The sequence below is a fragment of the Acinetobacter lwoffii genome (assembly GCF_024129595.1).
GTDB lineage: Bacteria > Pseudomonadota > Gammaproteobacteria > Pseudomonadales > Moraxellaceae > Acinetobacter > Acinetobacter lwoffii_O.
In genome coordinates this window covers 1-25677 of the sequence record NZ_JAMXXS010000036.1, presented here as the reverse complement: position 1 = coordinate 25677, position 25677 = coordinate 1, and the positions used below count along the sequence as shown (strand labels likewise).

27 protein-coding genes are annotated in these 25677 nt (G+C 43.8%); 10 read left to right on the top strand and 17 right to left on the bottom strand.

Going from position 1 to position 25677, the window contains the following annotated elements:
- Positions 1–482: 482 nt before the first annotated feature.
- From NI466_RS13375 to def, 3 genes are all read right to left on the bottom strand, one after another.
- Positions 483–2513 (bottom strand): TonB-dependent copper receptor, encoded by a 2031-nt coding sequence (locus tag NI466_RS13375; protein ID WP_253173823.1) that lies wholly within the window; start codon positions 2511–2513, stop codon positions 483–485.
- A gap of 72 nt (positions 2514–2585) precedes the next feature.
- Entirely contained in the window at positions 2586–2996 is a 411-nt protein-coding gene (locus tag NI466_RS13370) for a DUF2946 family protein (RefSeq protein ID WP_253173822.1), read from the bottom strand.
- Positions 2997–3088: 92 nt separating this feature from the next.
- The gene (gene def / locus NI466_RS13365) at positions 3089–3619 is read right to left on the bottom strand and encodes a peptide deformylase (protein WP_004644875.1); all 531 of its coding nucleotides are present in this window, start codon (positions 3617–3619) and stop codon (positions 3089–3091) included.
- Positions 3620–3739: 120 nt separating this feature from the next.
- Here def and NI466_RS13360 point away from each other — a divergent pair, with 120 nt between their 5' ends.
- Genes NI466_RS13360 through tsaC form a run of 3 tightly spaced genes read left to right on the top strand, consistent with a single transcriptional unit; the run spans position 3740 to position 6701 of the window.
- Positions 3740–4894 (top strand): LysM peptidoglycan-binding domain-containing protein, encoded by a 1155-nt coding sequence (locus NI466_RS13360; RefSeq protein ID WP_253173821.1) that lies wholly within the window; start codon positions 3740–3742, stop codon positions 4892–4894.
- Positions 4895–4950: 56 nt separating this feature from the next.
- Entirely contained in the window at positions 4951–6090 is a 1140-nt protein-coding gene (gene dprA / locus NI466_RS13355; RefSeq protein WP_253173820.1) for a DNA-processing protein DprA, read from the top strand.
- A gap of 41 nt (positions 6091–6131) precedes the next feature.
- Positions 6132–6701 carry an L-threonylcarbamoyladenylate synthase type 1 TsaC gene (gene tsaC / locus NI466_RS13350; protein ID WP_253173819.1) on the top strand — a complete coding sequence of 190 codons (570 nt, stop codon included), beginning with the start codon at positions 6132–6134 and terminating at the stop codon, positions 6699–6701.
- Positions 6702–7134: 433 nt separating this feature from the next.
- On the opposite strand, the gene NI466_RS13345 is transcribed toward tsaC, so the two are convergent.
- Positions 7135–8031, bottom strand: a complete 897-nt coding sequence (locus NI466_RS13345; protein WP_253114787.1) for a DMT family transporter — start codon at positions 8029–8031, stop codon at positions 7135–7137.
- Between the two features lie 190 nt (positions 8032–8221).
- Here NI466_RS13345 and NI466_RS13340 point away from each other — a divergent pair, with 190 nt between their 5' ends.
- The 3 genes from NI466_RS13340 (at position 8222) to NI466_RS13330 (ending at position 10826) form a co-directional block, all read left to right on the top strand.
- Positions 8222–8767 carry a glutathione peroxidase gene (locus NI466_RS13340; protein ID WP_195725446.1) on the top strand — a complete coding sequence of 182 codons (546 nt, stop codon included), beginning with the start codon at positions 8222–8224 and terminating at the stop codon, positions 8765–8767.
- 322 nt (positions 8768–9089) lie between these two features.
- The gene (locus tag NI466_RS13335; RefSeq protein WP_253173818.1) at positions 9090–9692 is read left to right on the top strand and encodes a PM1805 family lipoprotein; all 603 of its coding nucleotides are present in this window, start codon (positions 9090–9092) and stop codon (positions 9690–9692) included.
- 141 nt (positions 9693–9833) lie between these two features.
- Entirely contained in the window at positions 9834–10826 is a 993-nt protein-coding gene (locus NI466_RS13330; RefSeq protein ID WP_253173817.1) for a pirin family protein, read from the top strand.
- Between the two features lie 48 nt (positions 10827–10874).
- On the opposite strand, the gene NI466_RS13325 is transcribed toward NI466_RS13330, so the two are convergent.
- The 12 genes from NI466_RS13325 to NI466_RS13270 all read right to left on the bottom strand — a co-directional run bounded on the left by NI466_RS13325 (position 10875) and on the right by NI466_RS13270 (position 21521).
- Positions 10875–12251 carry an NAD-dependent succinate-semialdehyde dehydrogenase gene (locus tag NI466_RS13325; protein ID WP_253173816.1) on the bottom strand — a complete coding sequence of 459 codons (1377 nt, stop codon included), beginning with the start codon at positions 12249–12251 and terminating at the stop codon, positions 10875–10877.
- A gap of 201 nt (positions 12252–12452) precedes the next feature.
- Positions 12453–13310: a DUF4145 domain-containing protein gene (locus NI466_RS13320; RefSeq protein WP_228719753.1), complete on the bottom strand. Its 858-nt coding sequence runs from the start codon at positions 13308–13310 to the stop codon at positions 12453–12455.
- A 14-nt stretch (positions 13311–13324) separates the two neighbouring features.
- Entirely contained in the window at positions 13325–13744 is a 420-nt protein-coding gene (locus NI466_RS13315) for a F0F1 ATP synthase subunit epsilon (RefSeq protein WP_004732608.1), read from the bottom strand.
- Positions 13745–13771: 27 nt separating this feature from the next.
- On the bottom strand, positions 13772–15166 hold the full coding sequence (gene atpD / locus NI466_RS13310) for a F0F1 ATP synthase subunit beta (RefSeq protein WP_004644863.1): 1395 nt from the start codon (positions 15164–15166) through the stop codon (positions 13772–13774).
- Positions 15167–15192: 26 nt separating this feature from the next.
- Entirely contained in the window at positions 15193–16062 is an 870-nt protein-coding gene (gene atpG / locus NI466_RS13305) for a F0F1 ATP synthase subunit gamma (protein ID WP_004644862.1), read from the bottom strand.
- Between the two features lie 89 nt (positions 16063–16151).
- The gene (atpA, locus tag NI466_RS13300; protein WP_004644861.1) at positions 16152–17696 is read right to left on the bottom strand and encodes a F0F1 ATP synthase subunit alpha; all 1545 of its coding nucleotides are present in this window, start codon (positions 17694–17696) and stop codon (positions 16152–16154) included.
- A gap of 45 nt (positions 17697–17741) precedes the next feature.
- Positions 17742–18278 (bottom strand): F0F1 ATP synthase subunit delta, encoded by a 537-nt coding sequence (locus NI466_RS13295; protein WP_004644860.1) that lies wholly within the window; start codon positions 18276–18278, stop codon positions 17742–17744.
- 12 nt (positions 18279–18290) lie between these two features.
- Entirely contained in the window at positions 18291–18761 is a 471-nt protein-coding gene (locus NI466_RS13290; protein WP_004280990.1) for a F0F1 ATP synthase subunit B, read from the bottom strand.
- 39 nt (positions 18762–18800) lie between these two features.
- Complete coding sequence (gene atpE, locus NI466_RS13285) at positions 18801–19046, bottom strand: F0F1 ATP synthase subunit C (RefSeq protein WP_000424060.1); 246 nt, start codon at positions 19044–19046, stop codon at positions 18801–18803.
- Positions 19047–19131: 85 nt separating this feature from the next.
- Positions 19132–20007 carry a F0F1 ATP synthase subunit A gene (atpB, locus tag NI466_RS13280; RefSeq protein WP_004644859.1) on the bottom strand — a complete coding sequence of 292 codons (876 nt, stop codon included), beginning with the start codon at positions 20005–20007 and terminating at the stop codon, positions 19132–19134.
- Positions 20008–20117: 110 nt separating this feature from the next.
- Positions 20118–20510: an ATP synthase subunit I gene (locus NI466_RS13275; protein WP_253173815.1), complete on the bottom strand. Its 393-nt coding sequence runs from the start codon at positions 20508–20510 to the stop codon at positions 20118–20120.
- A 174-nt stretch (positions 20511–20684) separates the two neighbouring features.
- On the bottom strand, positions 20685–21521 hold the full coding sequence (locus NI466_RS13270; RefSeq protein ID WP_253173814.1) for a metal ABC transporter solute-binding protein, Zn/Mn family: 837 nt from the start codon (positions 21519–21521) through the stop codon (positions 20685–20687).
- A 146-nt stretch (positions 21522–21667) separates the two neighbouring features.
- Here NI466_RS13270 and NI466_RS13265 point away from each other — a divergent pair, with 146 nt between their 5' ends.
- The 3 genes from NI466_RS13265 to znuB are packed head-to-tail and all read left to right on the top strand — an operon-like array spanning position 21668 to position 23733.
- Positions 21668–22165, top strand: coding sequence for a transcriptional repressor (locus NI466_RS13265; protein ID WP_004280980.1), 498 nt, complete (start codon positions 21668–21670; stop codon positions 22163–22165).
- Positions 22147–22929, top strand: coding sequence for a zinc ABC transporter ATP-binding protein ZnuC (gene znuC, locus NI466_RS13260; protein WP_005105130.1), 783 nt, complete (start codon positions 22147–22149; stop codon positions 22927–22929). Before NI466_RS13265 ends, znuC begins: the two co-directional genes overlap by 19 nt.
- A 3-nt stretch (positions 22930–22932) precedes the next feature.
- Positions 22933–23733, top strand: a complete 801-nt coding sequence (znuB, locus tag NI466_RS13255) for a zinc ABC transporter permease subunit ZnuB (protein ID WP_253173813.1) — start codon at positions 22933–22935, stop codon at positions 23731–23733.
- Between the two features lie 74 nt (positions 23734–23807).
- On the opposite strand, the gene NI466_RS13250 is transcribed toward znuB, so the two are convergent.
- Positions 23808–24428, bottom strand: coding sequence for a LysE family transporter (locus tag NI466_RS13250; RefSeq protein ID WP_004280977.1), 621 nt, complete (start codon positions 24426–24428; stop codon positions 23808–23810).
- A gap of 160 nt (positions 24429–24588) precedes the next feature.
- On the opposite strand from NI466_RS13250, the gene NI466_RS13245 reads away from it, so the two are divergent.
- The gene (locus NI466_RS13245) at positions 24589–25509 is read left to right on the top strand and encodes a Dyp-type peroxidase (protein ID WP_253173812.1); all 921 of its coding nucleotides are present in this window, start codon (positions 24589–24591) and stop codon (positions 25507–25509) included.
- Positions 25510–25677 lie beyond the last annotated feature (168 nt).

Genomic DNA, 25677 nt, shown 5'->3' with positions numbered 1-25677 from the left:
AACTCAATCAAACTTAACTAAGTCACTGTTTTATCAGAAGTTTTAATCTTCATCACCGCCGATGGATGTGCATTCTACAGCATTTCAGAGCGCTTGCAACACTTCTTGCAAAGATTTTTTATCGTGTGTTTGTTTTATAAACCAATAAAAATACAAGTAATTGTTATATATAGTTAATTTATTTTCATTATTTTTGAATTTTATTGAGCACCTTCAACAAAACCTACCCACTAAATCAATAAGATATTGTTTTATTTGAATTTAAATTATAAAAGTCTTTATCACATGACTTATGTCGTTCAATTCACATTCTATTCTTGTTTGATTCTTCATCAACCTGGCGTTTATATACACAAAACTTGTTTTATCCAGTCTTCTTCCAAGATACATAGGCCCTATTTAAATATGGAAAATTTATTGCAACCCTAAAAATTAAAAAGCCATCGCTATTGAGCAATGGCTTTTGGAGTACTGAGCAACAATTAGAATTTCATACTGACACGTGCCCAGTAATTACGTCCCATATTATTAAACTGCTCGGTTGTTGGTAAACCTGTCCCGGAAGCACCCATTTTATTTAAGTGCTCGGTATAAGTCCGGTCTAGGACATTATCGACTCCGACTGATATATCCACGCTATCCATGACATGGTAGCTACCGTTTAAAGACAAAGTGCCAAAGCCTGCGCTCTGCTTGTTGTCATAACCCACAATATTACCTTCGTTAAGACTGATCCGGTTTTGACCATCTACTACACGCCATAGCAATCCAAAATTATATTTGTCTTGAACATAGCGCAAGTTAACACGGGCTTCTAAAGGAGAGATTTGTGGTAACGGCGTATTATCTGTGGTGTTTTCACCCCAGGCATACATGGCGCTGATATCGGCCTGCAGGCGGTCAGTAAACTGGTAACCAATTCCAGCTTCTGCACCAGCGATAGTGGCATCGACATTACGGGTATGTGCTTCAAGCATTCCCATCATGCCAGTAGGTTTATATGTCGTTAACACATAATCATTAATCAAACCTGCGTATGCGGATGCCCATGAGTTGAAATGACCATGCTCATGTTGATAACCAAAATCAAACTGTAATGTCTTTTCAATATCAATATTGGCAAAAGTATTGACGTTATCATTTCCCGTTTTAGGACTAAACAATTCCCAGTAATCCGGCATACGCTCGACATAACCCAGACCAATATAGGTCTTGCCATCGTCATGATCGGGATGATGATTTTCAAAACGAATAAAGGCACTCGGTAAAGTTTCTTTGCGTTCCTGTTGAGATTGAACAGCGTCTACATTGACCTGATCAAGACGAACACCAGACACTAGCTTATTGTTATCACTAAGCTGATAACTCAATTCTCCAAAAGCCCCCACAGACTGGAATTCCATATCTTGAGTTCGTGGCTGAGTTTGATACGGCGTCATCAGACTTCCGTTACGTTTAGTATGTTCATTGTTCTGACTATCAATACCAGTAATCAGCTGCAATTTATCCCACTCATTGGTCATTGCCATACGTGCGTTCAATGTTTTACGTGTCACATTGGTCGCCATTGGCATACTCATCATTCCTCCAGGCTGGAACTCACGTAAACTAAAGTTATCCATAACGTGGTCATTAAAGTTATAGTTCACTTGAGCTTCGACTTTTTGAATGATATCGGTAAGATTTTTCTTTTCTACACGAAGTCCTAAACTTTCGCGGGCAAACTTGGAACCGTCCATTGCACGGCCGGCATAAACTGCTTCACCATCAGCTTTACCGCCACTTAGCTCTACCCAGGTATCTGTATCTGGAGTCCAGCCCAATGCCAGATCCGCATTCCAGCGCTCCCAATCTGAAGGTACAGTGGTTCCATCTCCATCTTGATAGCTATTCAATACCGAACGATTGGTATTGAGGCGAATATATTTCTGTTCATCGCCTGCTGCGACTTCCACATTATGATCAAGACGTCCGAAAGCTCCCATCAAGACACTGGCCTGACCGCGATAGTTTTGATCTTGATCAAACTGCTCCGGTGTACGTTCGAAAATCACTGTGGCCGCAGAGCCAGTATTGGCATACTGAACCGTTTGCGGTCCTTTAATCACCGAAATACGGTCATAGCTTTCCGGAGAAATATAAGAGGTCGGCGAATCCATACGACTTGGACAGGCGCCCAGGTTTTCGGTGCCATCAGTTAGGATCTTAATTCGTGAACCAAACATGCCGCGGAACGTCACATCACCATTGGTGCCGGCACCGCTATTGACCGAACTAAAGCCGACAATACTTTGCAAATAATCCGCACCATCACTGGCAGGAATCGGTTGAATCGGCTGTTTTGGATCAGCGCGGACAATCAGCCCATTGGCATCATTACCTGATGCTGACGTCACCACAATCGGGGCAAATGTCTGAACCGGCATGGCGTCATTGGCCATCACTATCGAAGAATAACAAGCAACACAAATCGCAGCCGCAAGTGGCTGTAAAGAAAATTTAGGCTGAGCCATTTCTCTATCTCACTAAATACATAAATTAGGCACGGCTTGAGTCAATACCAACCCAAGCTGAAAAATGCAGATTTATGCAGGCAGTGGTGGCGCTCGCCCCTGAGGAATTAAGAAGAGTTGCTGAAGGACAAACCAGACATGCTTAAAGGTTTTTTGATAGGCAATTAAACGGACATGAATCCGGTCAAGAACCTGTTTGATGTCCAGATCAGGTGGTAAGACTAAATTGGCATGAACCTTACAGTACTGACACTGATGATTGGCATCATGATGATCATGTTGAAGATGATCAGATTGGATAAGGTGACTATGCTCGCCAGCGCTATGCTGCGCATGAGCATCTGTCGCGATAAAAAGCGCACGCGTGATGGTTTCACAGACCGGAGCAACCTGATATTGCTTCGGTAACAAAGGCTGTAAAAATACAGCAATCTGTAGAAACACAGCTGCAAATGCAAATAGCAGCCCACCTCGTAACAACACAGATCAACCCTAAAATATGCTGGTGCCCAGTATAACAAAGCCCAATTGAAATTGGGCTTTATTTGACATTAAATTGAGCCAAAATAATAGACTTAGCGCTTGACTGCGACCTTGTCTTTATTACGCTGGCGGACCAGTTTTTCCACTTTTTCACGTGCCCGTTGACGTTTTAATGGCGATAAATAATCGACAAATAATTTGCCATTTAAGTGATCCATTTCATGTTGGATACACACAGCGAGAAGTCCGTCAGCATCGAGCTCAAATGCTTGACCTTCCAGATTAATTGCCTCGATTTTTACGCGTGACGGACGATCAACTTTATCGTATATTTGAGGAACTGATAGACAGCCTTCTTCGTAGGGCTGCGTTTCTTCAGTCAATGGTGTGATTTTGGGGTTAATAAACACCATCGGTTGATCTTTATTTTCAGACAGATCCATAACAATCAGCTGAATATGACGATCCACCTGAGTCGCGGCAAGTCCGATACCTGGTGCTTCATACATGGTTTCAAACATATCCGCAGCGAGCTGACGAATTTCATCAGTCACTTCTTCGACAGGTTGTGCAATGGTACGAAGACGGGGATCCGGGAAACTTAAAATAGGTAATAAGGCCATACTGCGTCCTCAATTATGCCATTGATCAAAAAACCAAATGAAGGGAATGCTTCATCAAAAAAATGTGTGTAAGATCGTTATTATAACGCAACTACGCACATAATTTTAGGAATTATGATAATGAAAAAGGTTTTGAAGGGCATGCCATTTTTTAGTGCCTTGGGGTCTAAAAATCAGATGCTGGCACTTGCAGTTTGTGTAGGCGTCAGTATGGGGACCATTCATTCTGCCGAGGCAGCACCTGCACGCAACGTCAATCCACCGGCATTAAAAGCTAATGCACCGAACGTTTATGTGGTGAAAAAAGGCGATACGCTTTGGGATATCTCGAAACGCTTCCTGAAAAATCCGGTCCGTTGGCCGGAAATCTGGGCCAGTAATAAGCACGTGAAAAATCCACATTGGATTTTCCCGGGTGACCGCCTGCTGATGTGTGATTACCAAGGCCGTCCGATTATTGGTAAAGACGAAGGTGATGGTTGTGAAGGTATTATCAGCCGCTATCTTGGCAGTACTTCTCTGCAACCCCAGATTCGTGTTGAATCTTTAAATAATACGATTCCAGTGATTCCGCTTGAGCATATCAAGCAGTGGTTGGAACGCTATACCCTTCTGGCGCCTGATTCAGTTCAGGGCACACCCTACATTCTCGGAACTGCAGATCAGCGCGTACTGGCTGGCAAAGGCCAGAAAGTTTATGCACGTGGTCACGGTCTGGTAGTGGGTCAACGCTATGCCGTTTATCGTGAAGCTGAACCGTATGTATTTACGGATGCAAACGGCAAGAAATATACTGCTGCACTTGAGCTGCAACAGGTGGCATCTGGTATTGCAGTTCGTGGCGAAGGTGATGTCACCACACTTGAACTGACAGATAGTTACAATGCTGAAGTACGTCGCGGTGATCGTGTCTTACCAGAATACGATCCAATGTTACCGACTCTGTTCTATCCGACCAATGCAGAAAATATTGCTGCCGGTGGCCAGATTGTGCGTGTATTGGGGTCAATTGGTACAGCAGCACGTCATAGTGTTGTCACCATTGACCGTGGTACGGCACATGGAGTTCAGACGGGTCATGTCTTTAGTGTGAATCAAAAAGGTGAAGTGGTCACTGATCCTAAAACTAAAGAACGTGTGCAATTGCCAGGTGAGCGTATTGGCCAAATCATGGTATTCAAAAACTTCGATCAATTAAGCTATGCCTATGTGCTAGAGAGCGAATTACCAATCAAGGTTGGTGCAGGAATTCAAGCACCTCTTTTAGATGAATAAATATTTGTCTAAATAAAAAAACTTAATAATAAGAAGACAACCCTATAGGTCTCAATATGCTGAACCCGTTATCACGCGCGCAACTGGAAACAATTACGTTATGGTATCTGGTTCAGCATTCTCTTTCGAGTTTCTATAAAATCAGTCAACATTATGCCGAACTGGCGCATGCCCTTCAGCCGGATCAAGTACCCGTCTGGCAAGCACTCGGCCTTCATGCCAATCATGTGCAGCGCTTAAAAGAGTTTTACCTCCCAGAAGCGCAACAGAAATTTCAGCGTTGTCTGCAACAGATCCAGCAGGATAGCGATTTTATTTTATTGCATAGCGATCCGCATTACCCGCAGCAGTTGCATCCTTATGTAGATAAACCACCGATCATTTTTGGTCAAGGTCGACCTGATACCCTGCTTCAGGCACAGATTGCAATTGTGGGCAGTCGCAAGCCGAGTCCGCATGGCCGGCAAGTGGCTTATGATTTTGCCTTTTATTTGAGTGAACAGGGTTTCTATATCAATAGCGGTCTGGCATACGGTATTGATGAAGCAGCGCATCGGGCTGCGTTACAGCATCAAGGGACAATTGCAGTGATGGCGACTGGACTGGATCAAACCTATCCAGCACAACATCAATCACTACGCCAGCAAATCATTGAGCACGATGGTGCAGTCATCAGTGAGTTTCTACCAGATACGCTGCCTTTGCAACACCATTTCCCACGGCGCAACCGAATCGTCAGTGGTTTAAGTCTAGGTGTGATTGTGGCAGAGGCTGCATTAAAAAGTGGTTCTCTGATTACGGCTAAACTGGCAGCTGAGCAAGGTAAAACTGTGTTTGCCATTCCGGGACATATTTACAGCGAGCATCATCAGGGCTGCCACCAACTGATTCGTGAAGGTGCAATTTTGATTGATCACCCGCAGCAGGTCATCGAAGAACTGGCACTGGCGACGCAATGGCAAGCGATGGAAAACACCACCAAAATGGAAGTTACTGAAGCAGAACCTCAGCAGATTCCGCCACATCTGCTCAGTCTTTATAATCAACTGGACTGGGTGGGACAGAGTCTGGATCAGCTGAGGACACAGGTACAGCAAGAAGTGTCTGCGCTGACCAGTCAACTGATGGAGCTGGAGTTACTCGGTTTTTGTACCCAGCAAGCCGGCCTGTATCTACGTTGTCGGATTCTCAAATAAAGTTCACAATAGCGCTTTGTTGTTTAATATAAGGTATCCACATGATCACTACCTCTGTTGCCGAAGCAGCAGCATGGCTTAAAGACGGACAAGTCTTGGCATATCCCACAGAGGCTGTTTGGGGCTTGGGTTGCGACCCCTATAATGAACAGGCATTTCATCAAATTTTAGAATTGAAGCAGCGCCCGATTGAGAAAGGTGTAATTTTGTTGGCAGCTCATCTTTCACAGGTAGAACACCTGCTGCAGGATTTAAGCGAAGAAATGCGTGAAAAAGTGATTGAATCCTGGAGCAATGACAGGCCTGCTGAGCGTGCGACCACCTGGCTGCTTCCTGCAAATAAAGATATTCCTGACTGGATTAAAGGTCATCATCCTAAAGTAGCCGTCCGCGTGACCACTCACCCGCTCTGTGTAGCATTGTGTCAGGCCTTTGGCGGTTTTATCGTTTCTACCAGTGCCAACCCTGCCGGCATGGAACCTGCCCGCTCACTGCAGGATGCGATCCGCTATTTTGACCAGAACCTGAATTATCTGAATGGTGACCTCGGTTTAAGTCAGCAACCAAGCCGGATCATTGATGCAGTGACTGGCGTAGTTATTCGTGTCTGATTTAGTCGGGACACTCAAGCCCGACTAAAGTTTTAAGACAAAAAAAAGCTCAGCCATATAGGGATGGCTGAGCATAAAAAAGGATGTGCATAAATCACATCCAGAGGGTTCAGAAAATCTCTGGGAGTCTGATAAAACAAGGATTTTCTTGCATGATCATTCTCGATGGGCGCATTATGAAAGAAACTGAGTACAACGACAAGTATAATAAAACAATCAAATAATACATATTTTCTATTAATAGCAAACAATTTTTGACCAATATTCAAAATATCTTGCTCTTTCTATTCTCTTTTTAAAATAAAACGATATTTTTCTATTTGTTTTAACATTTGAAAATTAGCATTTAAAAGGGGATTTCAATTAAAAAAAAATGTTCAAAAGATCAATATTTAATCAGAAAAAATTCTTAATCAGCTCTTTTAATTCCTGATTAAGCAGATCTTCCGGGATATTGTGCCCAGAGGATTCCGAGTAAAATGATGCCACCGCCGATACTGTGATACATGGTCCAGGCTTCGCCCAGCCACAAATATGCGACTACTGCGGTAAAGACAGGCATCAGATTCATAAAAATACTGCTGCGATTGGGACCAAGTTGTTGCACAGCCATCATCCAGAACAAGGGTGCGGCAATAGAAGGAAAAATTCCGGCATAGATAATGCTGGCTGCATTAGCATGATTGATGCTATCCAGACCTAAAATCAATACCAAAGGAATATGATAGAGAAAGGCCATAAAAATCTGGATATACAGGCTCACTAAGAGGGGAATCTGAATCTGCCATTTTTTCAGAAACACGCCATAACAGGCATAGAAAAATACTGCGATCAACATCAACAGATCGCCAATATAACTTTCACCGACAGTTAAAAACTGCAGGCCCTGCCCTTGTGCCATGACATACATCAAACCAATAAAGGACAAGAGACTTCCCAGCACTGCAGCCTGTGTCGGGCGAATCTTTAAAACAAAAATACCCACGATAATGGTAAAAATAGGAATAAAGGCATTGATCAGGCCCATGTTGGTGGCAGTAGTGTAGTGTGCCGAGCTATAAGCCAGCCCCTGATACAGCACCATTCCCAGCGCACTCAAAATGGCAAAATGTCCGAGATGCGGACGAATCTGCGGCCACGCTGCTTTGACTTTGGGCAACATGAATGGAGTTAAAATCAGCAAGGCCAAGGCCCAGCGATAAAAACTGATACTGATGGGAGAAATATAATCTGCCACATAACGGGTAACCGTCATATTCAGAGACCAAATCAAAACTGCGGCCAGTGGTAAGGCCATGGCCCACCAGACTGCCTTTTGTTGCTGTGTCATACTTTCATCCATGATTCGCTGGTCTTGTTATTAAGCTATGCCTATTCGCGCATCCTAGCATAATAGATTTTTCACATAATATTGAGGCAATTTGCAGCTTTAAGTAACTAAGCTCACCTGTTTCTACTTGTACTGAAAGCGAATACCCGTTAAAACAAATACCGTTCAGTCGCAATAAACAGGAAATCTAATGACTCGCTCTGTATATGACATTCCAGTCAAAACCATTGACGGAACAGAAACCACTTTAAACCAGTACCAAGGTAAGGTTTTACTGGTGGTTAACGTCGCATCTAAATGTGGCCTGACGCCGCAATATGAAGGCTTACAAAAACTGTATCAGGACAAAAAAGCGGAAGGTCTGGAAATTCTGGGCTTCCCTGCCAATAACTTTTTGGAACAGGAACCGGGTAGCGAAGCCGAGATTCAGGAATTCTGTTCAGTAAATTATAAAGTCGACTTCCCGCTATTTGCTAAAATCTCTGTCGCGGGCGAAGACAAGCATCCTTTATATACCACCCTTACGCAAGCGATCCCGGAACGCATCGGTGAAGGCCCTTGGTGGAAAGATCTGGTCGATTATGGCCTAACGCCAAACCAGCCACCAGAAGTACTATGGAACTTTGAAAAATTCCTGATCAATAAAAATGGTGAAGTGGTGGCACGTTTTGCACCGGATATTACTGCGGATGATCCACGGATTGTCGATGCAGTGAACGCAGAACTTGCAAAATAATTCTCGATTATTCTCATAAGCTTCAAGCTTGAAATAAGTATCTATTTTTTGATAGATACTTATTTTTTTAAAACCGCTATTTAGCTAAATTGAGATTAACCGGACATATCTTCAAAATGATTGCAGGCCAAATAAGCCAATTTGGTGAGAGCAAAGTACTTCTTTACCAGCTTTTAATAATCTTTTTCTTATTTCTGAATAGAGCAACGTTCGCAACCCAGAAGAATTGTTATGAGTTTGCAACAATCTTTTTTATCTCCATAGTTTGTCCTTATATTAAATACTATTCAAATTCTATTACCTGTATCGAGACCCTGATTCCATGTCCAAGATTCTTGCCAATGCTGTCCTTCCTTTCGCATTATTTAGCTCGGGAATTTTACTGATGGGCTGTGAACAGGCTGTCGAAACACCGACTGAACAGGCAGCAGATACAACGACCTCAGATCTGGAACTAGCCTCTCAGCAACAGAGCCCAACAGCGCAAACCGAGCTTAAATCGGGCAATATGTTTTATATGGTTCGGGATGTCGCCGACTTGCAGCTCAAGGCCGGCAGTTATGTGGAGCAGTTAAAACAGACCCAGACCGAACTGCAAACGGCGGTCGAAGCCAAAGATACCCAGCAGCTGCAGTCCACTGCGACCCAGCTACAACAGCAACTCAGCAGTTTTAATCAGGTACTGGGCAACCTGAACTTAAAAAGTCAGGAAATTGACCAGATTCGTGACAACATCATGACCGCCAATCAGCAAGTTCTGGCCTCTCCTCTTTTAAACGGTCAGGTGGATTTCAGCCAAGTAAACTTGAAAAAGATTGAATCGCAGATGGTTAATGTGCAATCCGAAATGGTCAAACTGGCCGGCTTGCTGATCCAGAATCCAGATCAGGAATCAGAGAGCAATACTGATCAGGACAATACTTAAAATACCTAAAAATCTCATTTTAAGGCGATTGATCGAAACACATCTTCCTCAATCGCCTTGCAGGCTATACACTGTTATGGATTATAAAAATTATATTTAGATCAAGAATTTTCATCTAATCAGATCATCAGGAGTTCAATCATGTCGAATTCAGTGCTGTATTCTGTGGTTTCAGTCACATCCCGGCTTGATCTGAAAGATCCTTTTATTTTTACCGTTCATCATCAAGATCATTATCCGCAAGGCAATGCCGAATTAGGCCCAGTTTCCCCGCCACAGCAGCATGAATATGACATGTATTATGGCGAGAGCATTCCCGGCTTTCCGGAACATCCGCATACTGGCTTTGAAACCATTACCATTGTCGAGCGCGGTTATGTCGATCATTTTGACTCGCTGGGAAACTCGGGACGTTATGGCGCGGGTGATGTGCAATGGCTGACTACTGGCAATGGGGTACAGCATTGCGAGATGTTCCCCTTAATCCATCAGGATCAGGACAATCCTCTGGAGCTGTTTCAAATCTGGCTGAACTCCTCACCAGAACAGAAAAAACAGCCAGCCGATTATAAAATGTTGTGGCGTGAACAAATTCCACATGTATTTTCAGCCGATGCGGCCGGACGTAAAGCGGATATCGGGGTCATTTCAGGGCAGTTTAAACAGACTCAGGCACTGGATCGGCCACCACATTCATGGGCAGCCATGCCAGAGAATCAGCTCAATATTTATTTAATCACTTTAAAGCCGGAAGCAGAATTAATCATTCCTGCAACCACTGCTACTGCAACGCGTTTTTGTTATTTTTATCAGGGCAAAAGCCTGGAACTTGAAGGACAGAAGATAGCGCCGAAGCATCTACTTGAACTCAAACCGGATGCAGATATTCATCTCAAAGGTGGGCTGCTGGAATCACATATTTTATGGCTGGAGGGTGAACCGATCGGTGCGCCGGTGGCTATGCATGGGCCTTTTGTGCTGAATAGTGCGCAAGAACTGGAGACTGCTTTTCGCCGTTATCGCGAAACTCAGTTTGGGGGCTGGCCTTGGCCAAGTGCTGAACCGTCATTTCCACCAGAACACCCACGTTTTGCCAGTTATGAAGGCGGCAAACGTGAGGAATATCCAGACTAACCAAACAAAGAAGCCACTGAATAGTGGCTTCTTTGACATTAGATCGTATTATTTTTTCGGGCTTTTGACGACGACCAGTTTTTTCTGCACAAATTCTCTGAAACCATCAATCGACAGTTCATGCCCATAACCGGAATTTTTGATTCCACCAAATGGCAACTCAGGTGTGGTGTCAGTAAACCAGTTGATCCAGATCATGCCTGTTTCCACCCGTGACGCCAGTTTTTTGGCACGCTCGATATCCTGTGAATGAATCACGCCACCTAGGCCATAATTGGAATCATTGGCAATTTCGACAATCTCATCATCATTCTTCGCCACATAAATTTGCGCCACCGGACCAAAAAATTCTTCATACCAAGCTTCATTTTCACGCGTGATATTTTCCAGAATGGTCGGTGCATAGAAATTGCCTTGATGTTCTACAGCCTTGCCGCCAGTAACTACGGTCGCACCTTGCGCTACAGCCTTTTCGACCTGTTTGGAGAGTTTTTCCAGCGCATCTTTTGAAGACAATGGACCCAACGTGGTTTCAGGATCAAGCGGATCACCCAGCTTTAACTGTTCAAAAGCTTTCAGCATGCCGGCTTTGAATTGTTCGGCAATTTTTTCATGCAAGATAAATCGTTTCGCCGCCGTACACACCTGCCCGGCATTATTAACCCGCGCCTGACAGCCTAACTTGATCGCGCGTTCCAGATCAGCATCATCAAGTACGATAAATACATCATTACCGCCCAATTCCAGTGTGGATTTCTTAAGATGTTTTCCGGCCTGTTCAGCGACAGCACTGCCCGCACCTTCTGAACCTGTGAGTGCCACACCACGCACGCGCTTGTCTGCAATTACTTCCGCGACCTGATCACTGCTGATAAACAGATTGGTCCAGACACCTTTGGGTGCGCCTGCATCCAAGACCAGTTGTTCAAAGGCTTCCGCACATTGCGGTACAATGCCAGCATGTTTTGCCAGAACCGGATTACCAATGGCACAGTTCGGCGCAAATACCCGCATCAGTTGATAAAATGGGAAATTCCACGGTTCAACTGCCATAATAATACCCAGTGGATGATGCTCGACCCAGGCTTCACCCAGATCGGTCTGATAAGACACTGGCGCTAAAAATTCTTTGGCATGATCGGCATAGTATTCTGCAATTTTGGCGCAGGTTTCGATTTCACCTTCACTCTGCTTAATCAGTTTTCCCATATCCTGGGTCATAAGCTTGGCCAGTTCGGATTTTTGCGCTCGCATGTTGGTAGCCAATTTACGCAGTACTGCAATACGGGTATCGACCTGCTGTGACCATTCTGACTTTAGGATTTTTTCTGCAGTATCGAGTGCATGTTGAATATCTTGATCGCTATGCGATGGGTAGTCTTTCAATTTTTGATTGGTAAATGGATTAATAGATTGATAAGCCATGGTTTTCCCTTTTTCAATTATAAGTTTTGCCTGTTCTAAACTTCTATCGTATTAAGCTATAACAAGCGAAATCTGTTCGAATCATTTAACTTATCACTGATTTTTTTATGGCGTGTGCAGGTTTACAGATTGGTTCAAAACATTACTGAGAAAGGGTAAAAGTTATATCGAGTGGTACAGAATGCAATAAATGCAGAGATTTTATAACCTCTTCTTAGGTCTTCTCTTTTGAGTAGTTTCTCTTACTACTGGAATGGGATGTCTAGGTGATGGTTTTAATCCTACACTTTTAATTTTTCTTATCTCTTCTTGATCTAAATTGTAGTAAACAAAAAGTTGTTGAATTAAATTTTCTAAAACTTTTAAGTGCAAAACTAGCTCTTTTCGAGTTTTGGAGTCTGCCCTATGTGCAGCATCATTCCCTAAATAACGAATATCATCAAGTAAGCCTCTTTGCTTAGTTGAGATAAAACCCTCATGTTCAAACTTATTTAAAATTTCCCCCAAATCATCTGAATGACCAAAATATTTCACAATCTGCTCTAATAATGTTCTCAAGCCTAATCCAGTTAGCAAAGGCATTTTATTATTTAACGCCACTATGACCTCTTCATAAGTAGAATAAATCTCTTCAGGTAAGATTTTCTCAAACTCTTTAGAAAAAGCAGTTTCTTCGTCTCTAAGAGGAAAAGTTTTATATAAATAATTTACTTGGTAGATCATATCTTCACTTTGATCATACCCTACAGGATCAACGTCATAAGAGTCATGGGACTTTGTTTGATATGAAATAGACTCACAATTTAAACATCTCAAAATTCTATAATTATAATAAAAAGATATATTTGGATCAGAACAATCATTGTGTGATATATCTACCAATACCTCATGCTTAATTTTTGTTTTACATTCAATACATAATATTTTTTCATAAACAATTTTTGAATCTTGCTTAACACCCTCAAAAATTGGATTCAAAGAAACTATTTTCATTATTCTAGAAATACTATTTAAAAAATTAGTATATAAAAAAACCACCCTTTCGGGTGGTTTTTTCAATCTCAAACCGTCTCTTATTGAGCGCGGTTTTTGATTTTGCGGATCGTTTCCAGCTGAGCAGCAGTTTCTGCAAGAGCAGCCAAAGCAGCAGCAGCGTCCAAATCGCTCTTTTGATTCGCAAGCAATGCTTCAGCGTGTTTACGCGCTTCAACAATAGCTGCTTCATCTAAGTTTTCTGCACGGACTGCAGTATCTGCAAGAACCGTAACAACATGCGGTTGAACTTCTAGAACACCACCAGATACATAGATCAACTCTTCTGTACCGTTTTCCAAAATAACGCGGATTGCGCCAGGTTGGAGCAAAGTTACCAACGGAGCATGGCCAGGCATAATACCTAACTCACCGCCAGCACCTTTTGCAATTAGCATAGTTATAGTGCCTGAGTACAAAGACTCCTGAACACTTACAACATCACATTGCATAGTCGCCATGAGAATCTCCTAAATTAGAGTAGCTAATTAAAGTTTCTCGGCTTTAGCAATAACTTCGTCAATACCACCAACCATGTAGAACGCTTGTTCTGGGATGTGATCGTATTCACCAGCTAGAAGACCTTTAAAGCCACGAATCGTTTCTTTAAGAGATACTAATTTACCAGGAGCACCAGTAAATACTTCAGCTACGTGGAACGGTTGAGAGAAGAAACGCTGGATTTTACGCGCACGGTAAACAACCAGTTTATCTTCTTCAGCAAGCTCGTCCATACCAAGAATCGCGATGATGTCTTTAAGCTCTTTATAACGTTGCAATACGTTCTGTACAGAACGTGCAATTTCATAATGCTCTTGACCAACAACTAACGGATCTAACTGGCGTGAAGTTGAGTCTAGTGGATCGATCGCTGGGTAAATACCAGAAGATGCGATGTCACGGCTCAATACAACAGTTGCGTCCAAGTGAGCAAACGTTGTAGCAGGCGATGGATCTGTTAAGTCATCGGCAGGTACGTATACCGCTTGGATTGACGTAATAGAACCAGACTTAGTCGATGTAATACGTTCTTGAAGAACACCCATCTCTTCTGCAAGTGTAGGCTGGTAACCTACTGCAGATGGCATACGACCTAGAAGTGCTGATACTTCAGTACCCGCTAGTGTATAACGATAGATGTTATCTACGAACAATAGTACGTCACGGCCTTTACCGTTTTCGTCTTTCTCGTCACGGAAATATTCAGCCATAGTCAAACCAGTTAACGCTACGCGTAAACGGTTACCCGGTGGCTCGTTCATCTGACCGTAGACCATTGCTACTTTGTCTAGAACGTTAGAATCTTTCATTTCGTGATAGAAGTCGTTACCTTCACGAGTACGTTCACCAACACCAGCAAACACAGATAAACCTGAGTGAGCTTTCGCGATGTTGTTGATCAATTCCATCATGTTTACAGTTTTACCAACACCGGCACCACCGAACAGACCAACTTTACCACCTTTCGCGAACGGGCAAAGTAAGTCAATGACTTTAATACCAGTTTCTAAAAGGTCAGTAGAAGCCGCTTGTTCTGCATAAGAAGGCGCTTGACGGTGAATTGGTAAACGCGCTTCAGTCGCAACAGGACCAGCTTCGTCGATCGGGCGACCAAGAACGTCCATGATACGGCCTAGAGTCGCTGTACCTACTGGTACAGAAATCGGCGCGTTAGTGTTAGTTACGTTCAAACCACGCTTAAGGCCTTCAGTAGAACCCATTGCAATAGTACGAACTACGCCATCACCAAGCTGTTGCTGAACTTCTAAAGTAGTTTCAGTACCATCTACTTGGAGAGCGTCATAGATCTTAGGAACGCTGTTGCGTTCAAACTCGACGTCGATAACCGCGCCGATGATCTGAATGATACGACCGCTATTCATTGCTGTCTCCTCAATTCAAAATAATGTTAAACGGCAGCGGCACCACCAACGATCTCAGAAATTTCCTGAGTAATCGCGGCTTGACGCAGCTTGTTATAAATAAGTTGCAGGCTCTTAATGATCTCGCCTGCGTTGTCTGTCGCTGCTTTCATAGCGACCATACGTGCAGACTGCTCACATGCGATGTTTTCAATCACACCTTGATACACCACAGACTCGATATAGCGAACCAACAAGCCATTTAAAAGCTCTTCAGCTTCAGGCTCGTAGATGTAATCCCAACCGTATTGACGGTTCAGATTCTTGTCTTCTTCAGCAGCAGCCAAAGGAACAAGTTGTTCGATTTTTTGATTTTGAGTCATGGCATTGACAAAGCCGTTTGACACTAGATAAATACGATCTAACTCGCCTTTATCATAAGCGTCCAACATCACCTGTACAGAACCAGATAACTGCTCAAGACTTGGGGCATCGCCGACTTGCGTCGTCGCACCAAGCACTTTACCGCCGTAGTTTTTAAAAAACGAAACCGCTTTTTGACCAATTAAAGCAAATTGAACTTCAATTGACTGCTCTTGTTGCTGTTGAACGTGTTTAACCACTTTCTTGAACAGGTTAATGTTCAAACCACCAGCAAGGCCACGATCTGAAGACACAATGATATAGCCAACGCGCTTAACCGGGCGTTCAACCATATAACGGTGTTTGTATTCAGGGTTCGCTTGGACCAAATGAGCAATTACACGGTGCATATTTTCGGCATACGGACGGCCTTGAGCCATGCGCTCTTGCGCACGACGCATCTTAGAAGCTGCTACCATTTGCATCGCTCGAGTAATCTTCTGCGTGCTCTTGATACTAGCTACTTTGGCGCGAATTTCTTTTAAATTTGCCATACGCTTAACCTAGTATTCGAAAGCCCTTGCGAGCTTCCGAAGGTTGATTCCGTGAACCAAACCGACACTAAATTCAACAGAGGTTGAAATTAGTAAGTTTGAGTCGCTTTAAAGCTTTCAATACCTGCTTTGATTGCAGCTTCGATGTCTTTGTTGTAATCACCAGAGGCATCGATTTGTTGCATTAACGCAGCATGCTCTGAACGGAAGTAAGAAATTAACGCAGCATCAAAGTCTACGATTTTCTTAACGTCTACGTCAGCCATGTAGCCTTCGTTAGATGCATAAATTGAAACAGCTTGGTCAGCAATTGAGTATGGAGCATATTGTTTTTGCTTCATTAACTCAGTTACACGTTGACCATGTTCAAGTTGCTTACGAGTTGCTTCGTCAAGATCAGAAGCGAACTGAGCAAATGCTGCCAATTCACGGTATTGCGCCAAAGCAGTACGGATACCACCAGACAATTTCTTGATGATCTTAGTTTGCGCTGAACCACCAACACGAGATACAGAGATACCCGCGTTCACAGCAGGACGAATACCTGCGTTGAATAATGATGTTTCAAGGAAGATCTGACCATCAGTAATCGAAATTACGTTGGTTGGTACGAATGCAGATACGTCACCCGCTTGAGTTTCAATAATCGGCAATGCAGTTAATGAACCAGTTTGGCCTTTAACTTCACCGTTAGTGAATTTCTCAACGTAGTCAGCAGATACACGAGAAGCACGTTCAAGTAGACGCGAGTGTAGATAGAACACGTCACCTGGATACGCTTCACGACCTGGTGGACGGCGTAAAAGCAATGAAATTTGACGGTAAGCAACAGCTTGCTTAGACAAGTCATCATAAATGATTAACGCATCTTCACCGCGGTCACGGAAGTATTCGCCCATTGTACAGCCAGAATACGGAGCTAGATACAGCATTGCTGCTGGATCAGCTGCAGCTGCAGCTACAACAGTTGTATACGCCATAGCGCCAGTTTCTTCTAGCTTGCGTACCACGTTAGCGATAGTCGATTGTTTTTGACCGATTGCTACGTATACACATTTAATGCCAGAGTTTTTCTGAGCGATGATCGCGTCGATCGCCATTGCTGTTTTACCAGTTTGACGGTCACCAATGATCAACTCACGTTGACCACGGCCTACAGGGATCATTGTATCTACTGATTTATAACCAGTTTGTACAGGTTGATCCACTGATTGACGCCAAATTACGCCTGGTGCTACTTTTTCAACAGCATCAGTTAATTTTGCATCAATAGGGCCTTTACCATCAATCGGGTTACCCAAAGCATCTACTACACGGCCTAAAAGTTCTGGACCAACCGGAACTTCTAATACACGACCTGTGCAACGCGCTTTTTGACCTTCTTGAAGGCTTAAGTAGTTACCTAAAACAACGACGCCCACTGAATCCTGTTCTAGGTTCAGTGCCATACCGTAAAGGCCGCCGTCGAATTCGATCATTTCACCGTACATAGCGTCAGCTAAGCCGTGAATACGCACAATACCGTCGGAAACCATAACAATGGTTCCTTCGTTCTTAGCGGTTGCGCTGGTGTCCAGATCGCCGATACGCTGTTTAATGAGCGCACTGATCTCGGATGGATTCAGTTGTTGCATTGCGCTATACCTCAATCTTTTTAAAGTTCAGTCTTCTAAATGCAATTAAGCAAGAAGACGAGTACGCATTTTTTCAAGCTTGTTAAGCGCAGAATCATCTATCACTTGGTCGCCTGCACGAATAACTACACCAGCAATCAGCGCTGGGTTAACTTCTACAGAAACATTTACCGCCGCTTCGAATTTTTTCTCTAATGCGTGAGTAAGAAGTTGTTCCTGTACAGAAGTCAATGGGAATGCTGATTCAATCACAACATCCACAGTATTGTTATTCTGTGATTTAAGCTGCTCATATTCTGCTGCAATCTCAGGAAGAAGAACCAAACGGTTATTCTCTGCAAGCAATGTCAGGAAGTTAGACACTGCTGCAGTTTGGTCTTCACCTAAAACTTTCGCAAAAAGAGCCACCTGCTCAGCAGGTGTAAGCTCAGGGCGATTTAGATAAGCTGAAAATGCTTCGTCTTGCACCGCAGCACTGAGCAATTCAAGTGCTGTTGACCAAGAGTCAGTTGCACTTTGCTCAGAAGCGTAAGCAAATGCTGCTTTAGCGTATGGGCGTGCCAACGTCAAGAGTTCAGCCATAATCCGCCTCTCTTAAAGTTTAGCAGCCAGCTGAGTCAGCATGGCATTGTGAGCTTCTGCATCAACTTGCTGGCTAAGAATTTTCTCAGCACCAGTTACTGCAAGAGCAGCCACTTGTTGACGCAATTCTTCGCGAGCAGCATTGATTTCAGTATCAACAGCTTCTTTAGCCTGTTGACGAATACGCTCACCTTCAGCCGCAGCTTGGGTACGCGCTTCTTCGATCAATTGTGCACCACGACGGTTCGCTTGTTCGATCAATTGAGCCGCTTGTGCTTTTGCCGCGTCTAACTCAGCTTTCACTTGTGCTTGCGCATCTGCAAGGTCAGCCTTCGCTTTTTCAGCAGCATTTAAGCCATCAGCGATTTTACGCTGACGTTCACTAATCGCATTGATTAGTGGTGGCCATACAAACTTCATGCAGAATGCGACAAAAATCGCAAACGCAATCGCTTGGCCAAACAATGTGAGGTTGATATTCATTGCAAATTCCTCAAATAGTGAATTTCGGAATTAAGCTGATTAACCTACAAATGGATTAGCGAAGATGAAGAACAAGCCAATACCAACACCGATCATAGGCACAGCATCAAGAAGACCCGCGATTAAGAACATACGAGTTTGAAGTTGTGGAGCCAATTCTGGTTGACGAGCTACAGCTTCAAGGAAACGGCCGCCTAGAAGACCAAAACCAATCGCAGTACCTAAAGCACCGAAAGCGATCAAGATAGCAGATGCAATTGCAACTAGACCTAAAGTGAGTTCCATGATAATTCCTCAGAGGTTAGGTTTTATACCAAATTAAGTTAAAAAATTGTGTGCCCAACCATCCGTTGACAGTTAGGCAATACCATTAATGCTTTTCGCTTGCCATACTCATGTACACGATAGTCAACATCATGAAAATGAATGCTTGTAGCGTAATAATCAAAATGTGGAAAATCGCCCAAGGCACAGACAACGCCCACTGGATCCAGAACGGTAATAACGCGATAAGAATGAAGATTAACTCACCCGCATACATGTTACCGAACAGTCGTAGAGCCAATGAAACTGGTCGCGCCAAGAAAGTAGTCAATTCCAACAATAAGTTGAATGGAATTAAAAGCACTTTAGCAACTGGATTACTTGGGTTAAATGGGTTCAGTGCTAACTCACCAACGAAGCCGCCAACACCTTTCTCACGAATACTATAGAAAATAATTAAGAAGAATACAGAAATAGACATACCGAGGGTAATGTTTGGATCTGTAGTCGGAACAATTTTAAAGTAAACCTGATGAGGGTCTACACCCAGCATAGAAGCAATCGCGTGTTGAGCTACATAAGGAATAAAGTCAACAGGGATCAAATCCATCAAGTTCATGAGGAAAATCCACACGAAAATGGTTAATGCTAAGGGTGCAATTAATCGAGACTTCCCGTGGAAGGTATCACGTACACTTGAATCTACAAACTCGATAATCATTTCAATTGCAGACTGGAACTTGGTAGGAACACCAGCATTAGCCGCTTTCGCAACCAACCAGAACAACAAACAGAAAATCAGACCCAGTCCGATAGACCAACCCATTGAATCCAAGTGAATAGCAGTGAACCCCATCTGTTGAGCTTCAGCACCGCTCTCGGCCAATTTCCACGTACCGTCCGGCATTTTGCCATAGGTCATGTTGGTCAAGTGATGCTTGATATACTCGGTCGAAGTAAGGGCATGTTCTTCAGCAGCCATAAATCACACCTGGTCAATGTCAAAAAACTAATAGAACAAACGAATATCGCGTGCTGCTTGATATCTCGCCTGCTCCTGAAAAACTTTTCAATTTCTTGTTGTGCTTATACTCATTTTTGTAGACGTGACGCCCAAAACGGAGCGACCCACGACATGGCTTGAACAAGTATAAAACCACAAAACAACGCCACCGCTGACAACGGTTTAACATTGCTTAAAATTAAAATGAAACCAACAATCACAATGGCAAACTTTCCCATCAAGCCTTTATACATGTTCGAAAGAACTTGTTTAGACGCGCGGGCTCCTGCTGCTCGAAACGATTGCCACGAAAAATAACAAGTCGCGAGCCAACATACCAGTGCACCTAATGCTGCACTCAAGGCTGCGATTGAGTCTTTCACGACCCAGCCGATCAAGGCTGAAACAGGGATCATACAGGCTTGCAGGAGGACCAAAGCTTTCGCTAATCGTCGGTCAATCAAGCGACTAGTTCGGCTCATTATTTATTCACTCACAGCAATCATGCTTGACAAGTTTAACAGGTGATTATTTTTAATCGCAGGCATTATAGAGTTACACCCCTGAACATGCAATCTTTTCCCGACCTTAGTCGTGTTTTTTTAAATCGGGTCACTGCTGTTAAACTAATCAAAATCTGTCTATTTTTTAAATCATTAGCGTGCATTTAGTACACATTTCTGGGTTTCGGCGGCCAATTGCTGCCAAGCCTGCACAAAGTCCCCTGCCCCGCTCATGCTTTCATCGACATGCTGGAACAGTACCGGATTGAGTTTGCGGTACTGGTTTTCACTGGCATGACCTTCGGCCAGTAGGCACATTTTGCGCTGTGGACGATGATCCTGTAAAAACTTGATTTGTGCCACGGTTGGCGAAACATGTGGATCATCGGTCAGCGCCCCCATGAATTTCAAATTGAGTGGGCGCTCAAGATACTGGTAGGCATCGTGATAAGACCAATAAGGTTTGGCTTTGTTGCTTGAACTATAACGCTGAGCCGTCGCAAACATGTTTTGTGCAAAGTCACGGGCATTTTTCCAGTAGCGTTCACGATGCTCCGGCAATTGTTGCGAACGTAACGCCGCAATAAAGAAACCGATCCGCACTGCATTATTCGGATCGAGCCAGACATGCGTGTCTACCGTATTTTTTAAGGCCTCGCCACGCGGATTACGCATCGGCAAGGTGGTCAAAATCCCAGAGTCTAAAAGTGCGATACCTTTATTACTTTCATTCAGCACTTTCGCTAAGGGTGCTTCATGCGCCTGACCTAGCCAGATCACCAGACCTGCATCCTGAATAGTTTTTCGATGCGCCGGAGTCAGACTCACATCATGTCCACTTTGGTTAGCCAGTAATAAAGTCGGCTGTTCCACGCCCTGGGTAATTTTCTTGGCAATCAGATAGATCGGCTGCGTAGACACCACCAGACTTTGTGACCAACTGAGTGTACTGAACAATGCCAATAGACTGATTGCAAGGAGACGGAACATGAGTAGAAATCACTTAAAAACGATAAAATCAGGAAGTGTTATAATATAACAAAAATACAAAAATACCTATGCCCAATCGAAACTCAGAACGCTTCATGTTAAGATTTGAAATCTATTAATTTTCAGTTTCGCACTTGAGGTGAACTATGGGTTCCTGTTCGCACGAACACCACAACGCATTGCACGGCGTGCACGACCATCCAAATGTCGCACAACGTCTTGCTGAAGCGGAAAGTCTTTGTGCAGCAAGCGGCGCACGCCTTACACCTTTACGTAAAGAAGTGCTGGAACTCATTCTGAACGCACATGGCCCGATGGGCGCCTATGATCTGCTGGCACAAATGAAAAATGCCAGTGATCGTCCTGCAGCACCACCAACGGTGTATCGCACTCTGGATTTTTTATTAAGCAAAGGGCTGATTCATCGCCTGACCTCGATCAATGCCTATATCCCCTGTTGCCATCCGCGCGAAGGGCATCAGGCCGCTTTTTTAATCTGTACCGAATGTAAAGCCGTGAAAGAAGCGTCGGCTCAGGGCCTGCTCGATCAGCTTGATGCACTGGCCAGCTCGGACGACTTCACGGCACATCACAGCATTATCGAAATTTCAGGAATTTGTCAGCAGTGCCGCAACAAAGCTTAAGTGCCTCTCCCCTGATTCAGCTCTCCAAGATCTGGGTTAAAATCGATGAGCGCGATATCTTAAAAGCGATTGATTTCTCGTTACAAGAGAAAGAAATTGTCACGCTGATTGGTCCCAATGGTGCTGGTAAATCGACCTTGATTAAAGTCATGCTGGGCATACTGAAACCACAATCGGGTGAAATCAAAACTGCGCGCAAGCTGAAATTTTCTTATGTGCCACAAAAATTCAATCCATCCCATAGCTTGCCGCTACGAGTGAAAGATTTATTGGCACTAGAAAAATGCCCGTCCCAGATTAAAACCGAAATTATTCGCGATACCGGCATTAGTAAACTGCAAGATTCTAAAGTTCAGCAGTTGTCTGGCGGTGAGCGTCAGCGGGTGCTACTGGCCCGCGCCTTATTACGCCAGCCGGACATTTTAGTTCTCGATGAACCGATGCAGGGTCTAGACATCCAGTCCGAAGCTGAACTGTATGAATATGTGCGTAACTTACCGGAAAAATATGGGTGTGCCGTACTGATGGTTTCACATGACCTGCAATGGGTGATGCAAGGTACGACTCGTGTGGTCTGCTTGAACAAGCATATCTGCTGTAGTGGGCTGCCGGAAAGCGTGCAGCAACATCCCGAATATCAGGCGATTTTTGGTACTAACCGGGTATTCTATCAGCATCATCATGATCATTGCGCACATGGCGATTCTGCCACACCCTGTCAGCATGATTCGCGTCCTCATATTCACCCCGAGCCGGAAGCTTAAACCATGATGGATTGGTTACAACTCCTTTTACCTGCATGGATCATGGGAACGCTATTGGTATTTCTGACTGCACCGCTGGGCTGTCTCATGCTCTGGCGGCGTATGTCATTCTTTGCCGACACCATGGCACACGGTACTTTACTCGGTGTTGCCATTGCTGGAGCTTTAAGTTTACCGCTGTGGATGGGTGTAACTTTTATTGCCTTATTATTGGTCGGGATTTTGTTGGTACTGCATGATCCGCGCCTGCCCAATGATGCCTTGCTGGCGCTGTGTTCAGCAACACTGCTTTGCTCGGGATTATTATTCATTCAGCATTTACCGAGTTTAAGACCGGAACTTCTCAGCTACCTATTTGGTGATTTACTTACGATTTCTTGGGCGGACTTACCCACCTTTGCCATTGTGATTATTCTGGCCTTAGCCGTCCTCTATAAAAGTTGGCAAGCGCAGATTCAAATCGCAATTGATCCGGACATGGCGGTCAGTGAAGGTGTAAATGCCAAATGGCAACGCCTGATCTTTATGTTGTTATTGGCATTGTTTACCGTGCTTGCCCTGAAAGCAGTCGGTTCACTCTTGATGGGGGCATTACTGGTGATCCCTGCCCTGACTGCACGATTACTTGCACACTCACCCAAACAAATGGTGATCTGGGCATTCGTGATTGCGCAAATTGGGGTGACCGTAGGCCTGTGGTCGAGTGCCGGTCTCAATACTTCGACAGGTTTAACTATTGTACTGACCATGGCGGTGCTATTTGCACTGTTCTTCTGCGTGCAGAAGTTTAAAAAGCTGGCTTAATATTTCTGTTAAATCATGATGATTTTCTAATGATCTATTCCGCCTCTCTCCTTTAAGGAGAGAGCAAAGACTCTTTATTGATGCACCAAACTCAATAAAAATGCAGCGCCGGCAAATAACCCGGCAAAAGTCCGGTTCATGACTTTTTGTTGTTTCGGCGATCTAAGCAGCCTTAAAACTTTAGCAGCCAATCCGGTATAACCCGCCATCACAATCAGATCAATCGTCACCATTGTCGCAGCCATAATCAAATACTGAATCCATTGTGGCTTAGACAAATCCAGAAATTGCGGCAAGACGGCCAGTAAAAATACGATGGCTTTAGGATTAGTGATATTAACCAAGAAACCATGCAGTACCAGTTTCCCTCTCGATTTTCGCGCCAATTCATGTTTAATTTCGATAGATTGTACAGGTGCTTTCCATTGCAAAATAGCCAAATACAATAAATAGCCGACACCAAACCATTTCACCACTAAAAATGCCCATGGGGTTGTCGCAAACAAAACTCCCACGCCTGCCGCAACCACTGCAATCTGTACCAATAATGCCAGTTGCAGGCCCAGCGCATTCCAGTAACCATGCCGAAAACCATAATTCAGTCCACTCGACATGGAAGCAATCGCTCCTGCGCCCGGAGACACACTAATCACCCAGCAGGCCAGCATATAGGCAAACCACATTTGATAGGACATGGATATTTAACTCAGCAAAACTTGCCCAATATTATATGAATTTTCTAATAAAATCAGGCTAAAAACCTGCTTAAATATAAGGCATTGCACTATTCACTCTGTCTAGCTTCAGGCACAATATGTACATTAAAAACAGGATCTATCCTTACAGGAGCCATGAATGACAGCCCAATCGGTAATCTTGCCACTTCCTTCAGATCATGCCCGTTTTATTGTTTTACGTCTTAAAGATTTGAGTATTGAACAATTAAAAGAACAACTCGAACATCTTTTTACTTCGCGTGATCGTCTTATTACGCAACATCCTCAAGCACAAATTAAAACGGCAGTGGCTTTTGGTCCTGAACTGTGGGCAAAACTTTATGATCAAGCTCCTGCAGGCTTTAAACAGCTTGAGCCCATTCATGGTTCATTTGAAATGCCAGTGGTTCCGGCAGATATGATCATTCATATTGCCAGTGCCCGTGCTGATATCTGTTTTGCGCTCAGTCAGGCTTTTTTTGAAGGCATTCAGGATCAGGTTCAGGTGCTGGATGAGCGGGTTTGCTTCCGCTATTTTGATGGTCGTGACATAACTGGCTTTATTGATGGAACTGAAAATCCGCAATTCCCGGATGATCGTGCTGAAGTCGCATTATTAGGTGAAGATTCAGGTGTTTTCCAAGATGGTTCATTTATTTTTGCCCAACGTTACGCGCATAACCTGGAAAAATGGAAAAAGCTAAAAGTTGATACTCAGGAACAGGTTATGGGTCGTACCAAGCTTGAATCGATTGAGCTGGATGATGAAGTCAAACCTGAAAATGCGCACGTGTCACGTACTGTAGTGGAAGATGAAGAAGGCGAAGAAATGGAAATCCTACGTCATTCTCTGCCTTATGGTGATGGACGTGGTGACCAGGGTCTATTCTTTATTGCCTACACCAAAGACCTTACGATTATCGATGCTATGTTAGAACGTATGTTTGGTACCTCTGGCGATGGAATTCATGATCGTCTGCTTCATTTCGTAACACCTCTAGATGGTGCCTATTACTTTGCACCGAGTGAGGAGTTGCTGGAAGAGGTTTTGGAAGGGTAAAAGAAAAAAGGATTGCTACATTAATAATGTAGCAATCAAATAAACTATTTTTTAAGTGATTTTTGAGAGTTTATACTGAGCCTGTAAATAATTTTGTGTAATTGCTTTTCATAAATTTAAAGGTGATTGCTTAAGCGGTCACCGAATTCAATAATAAAGCGGCTCATG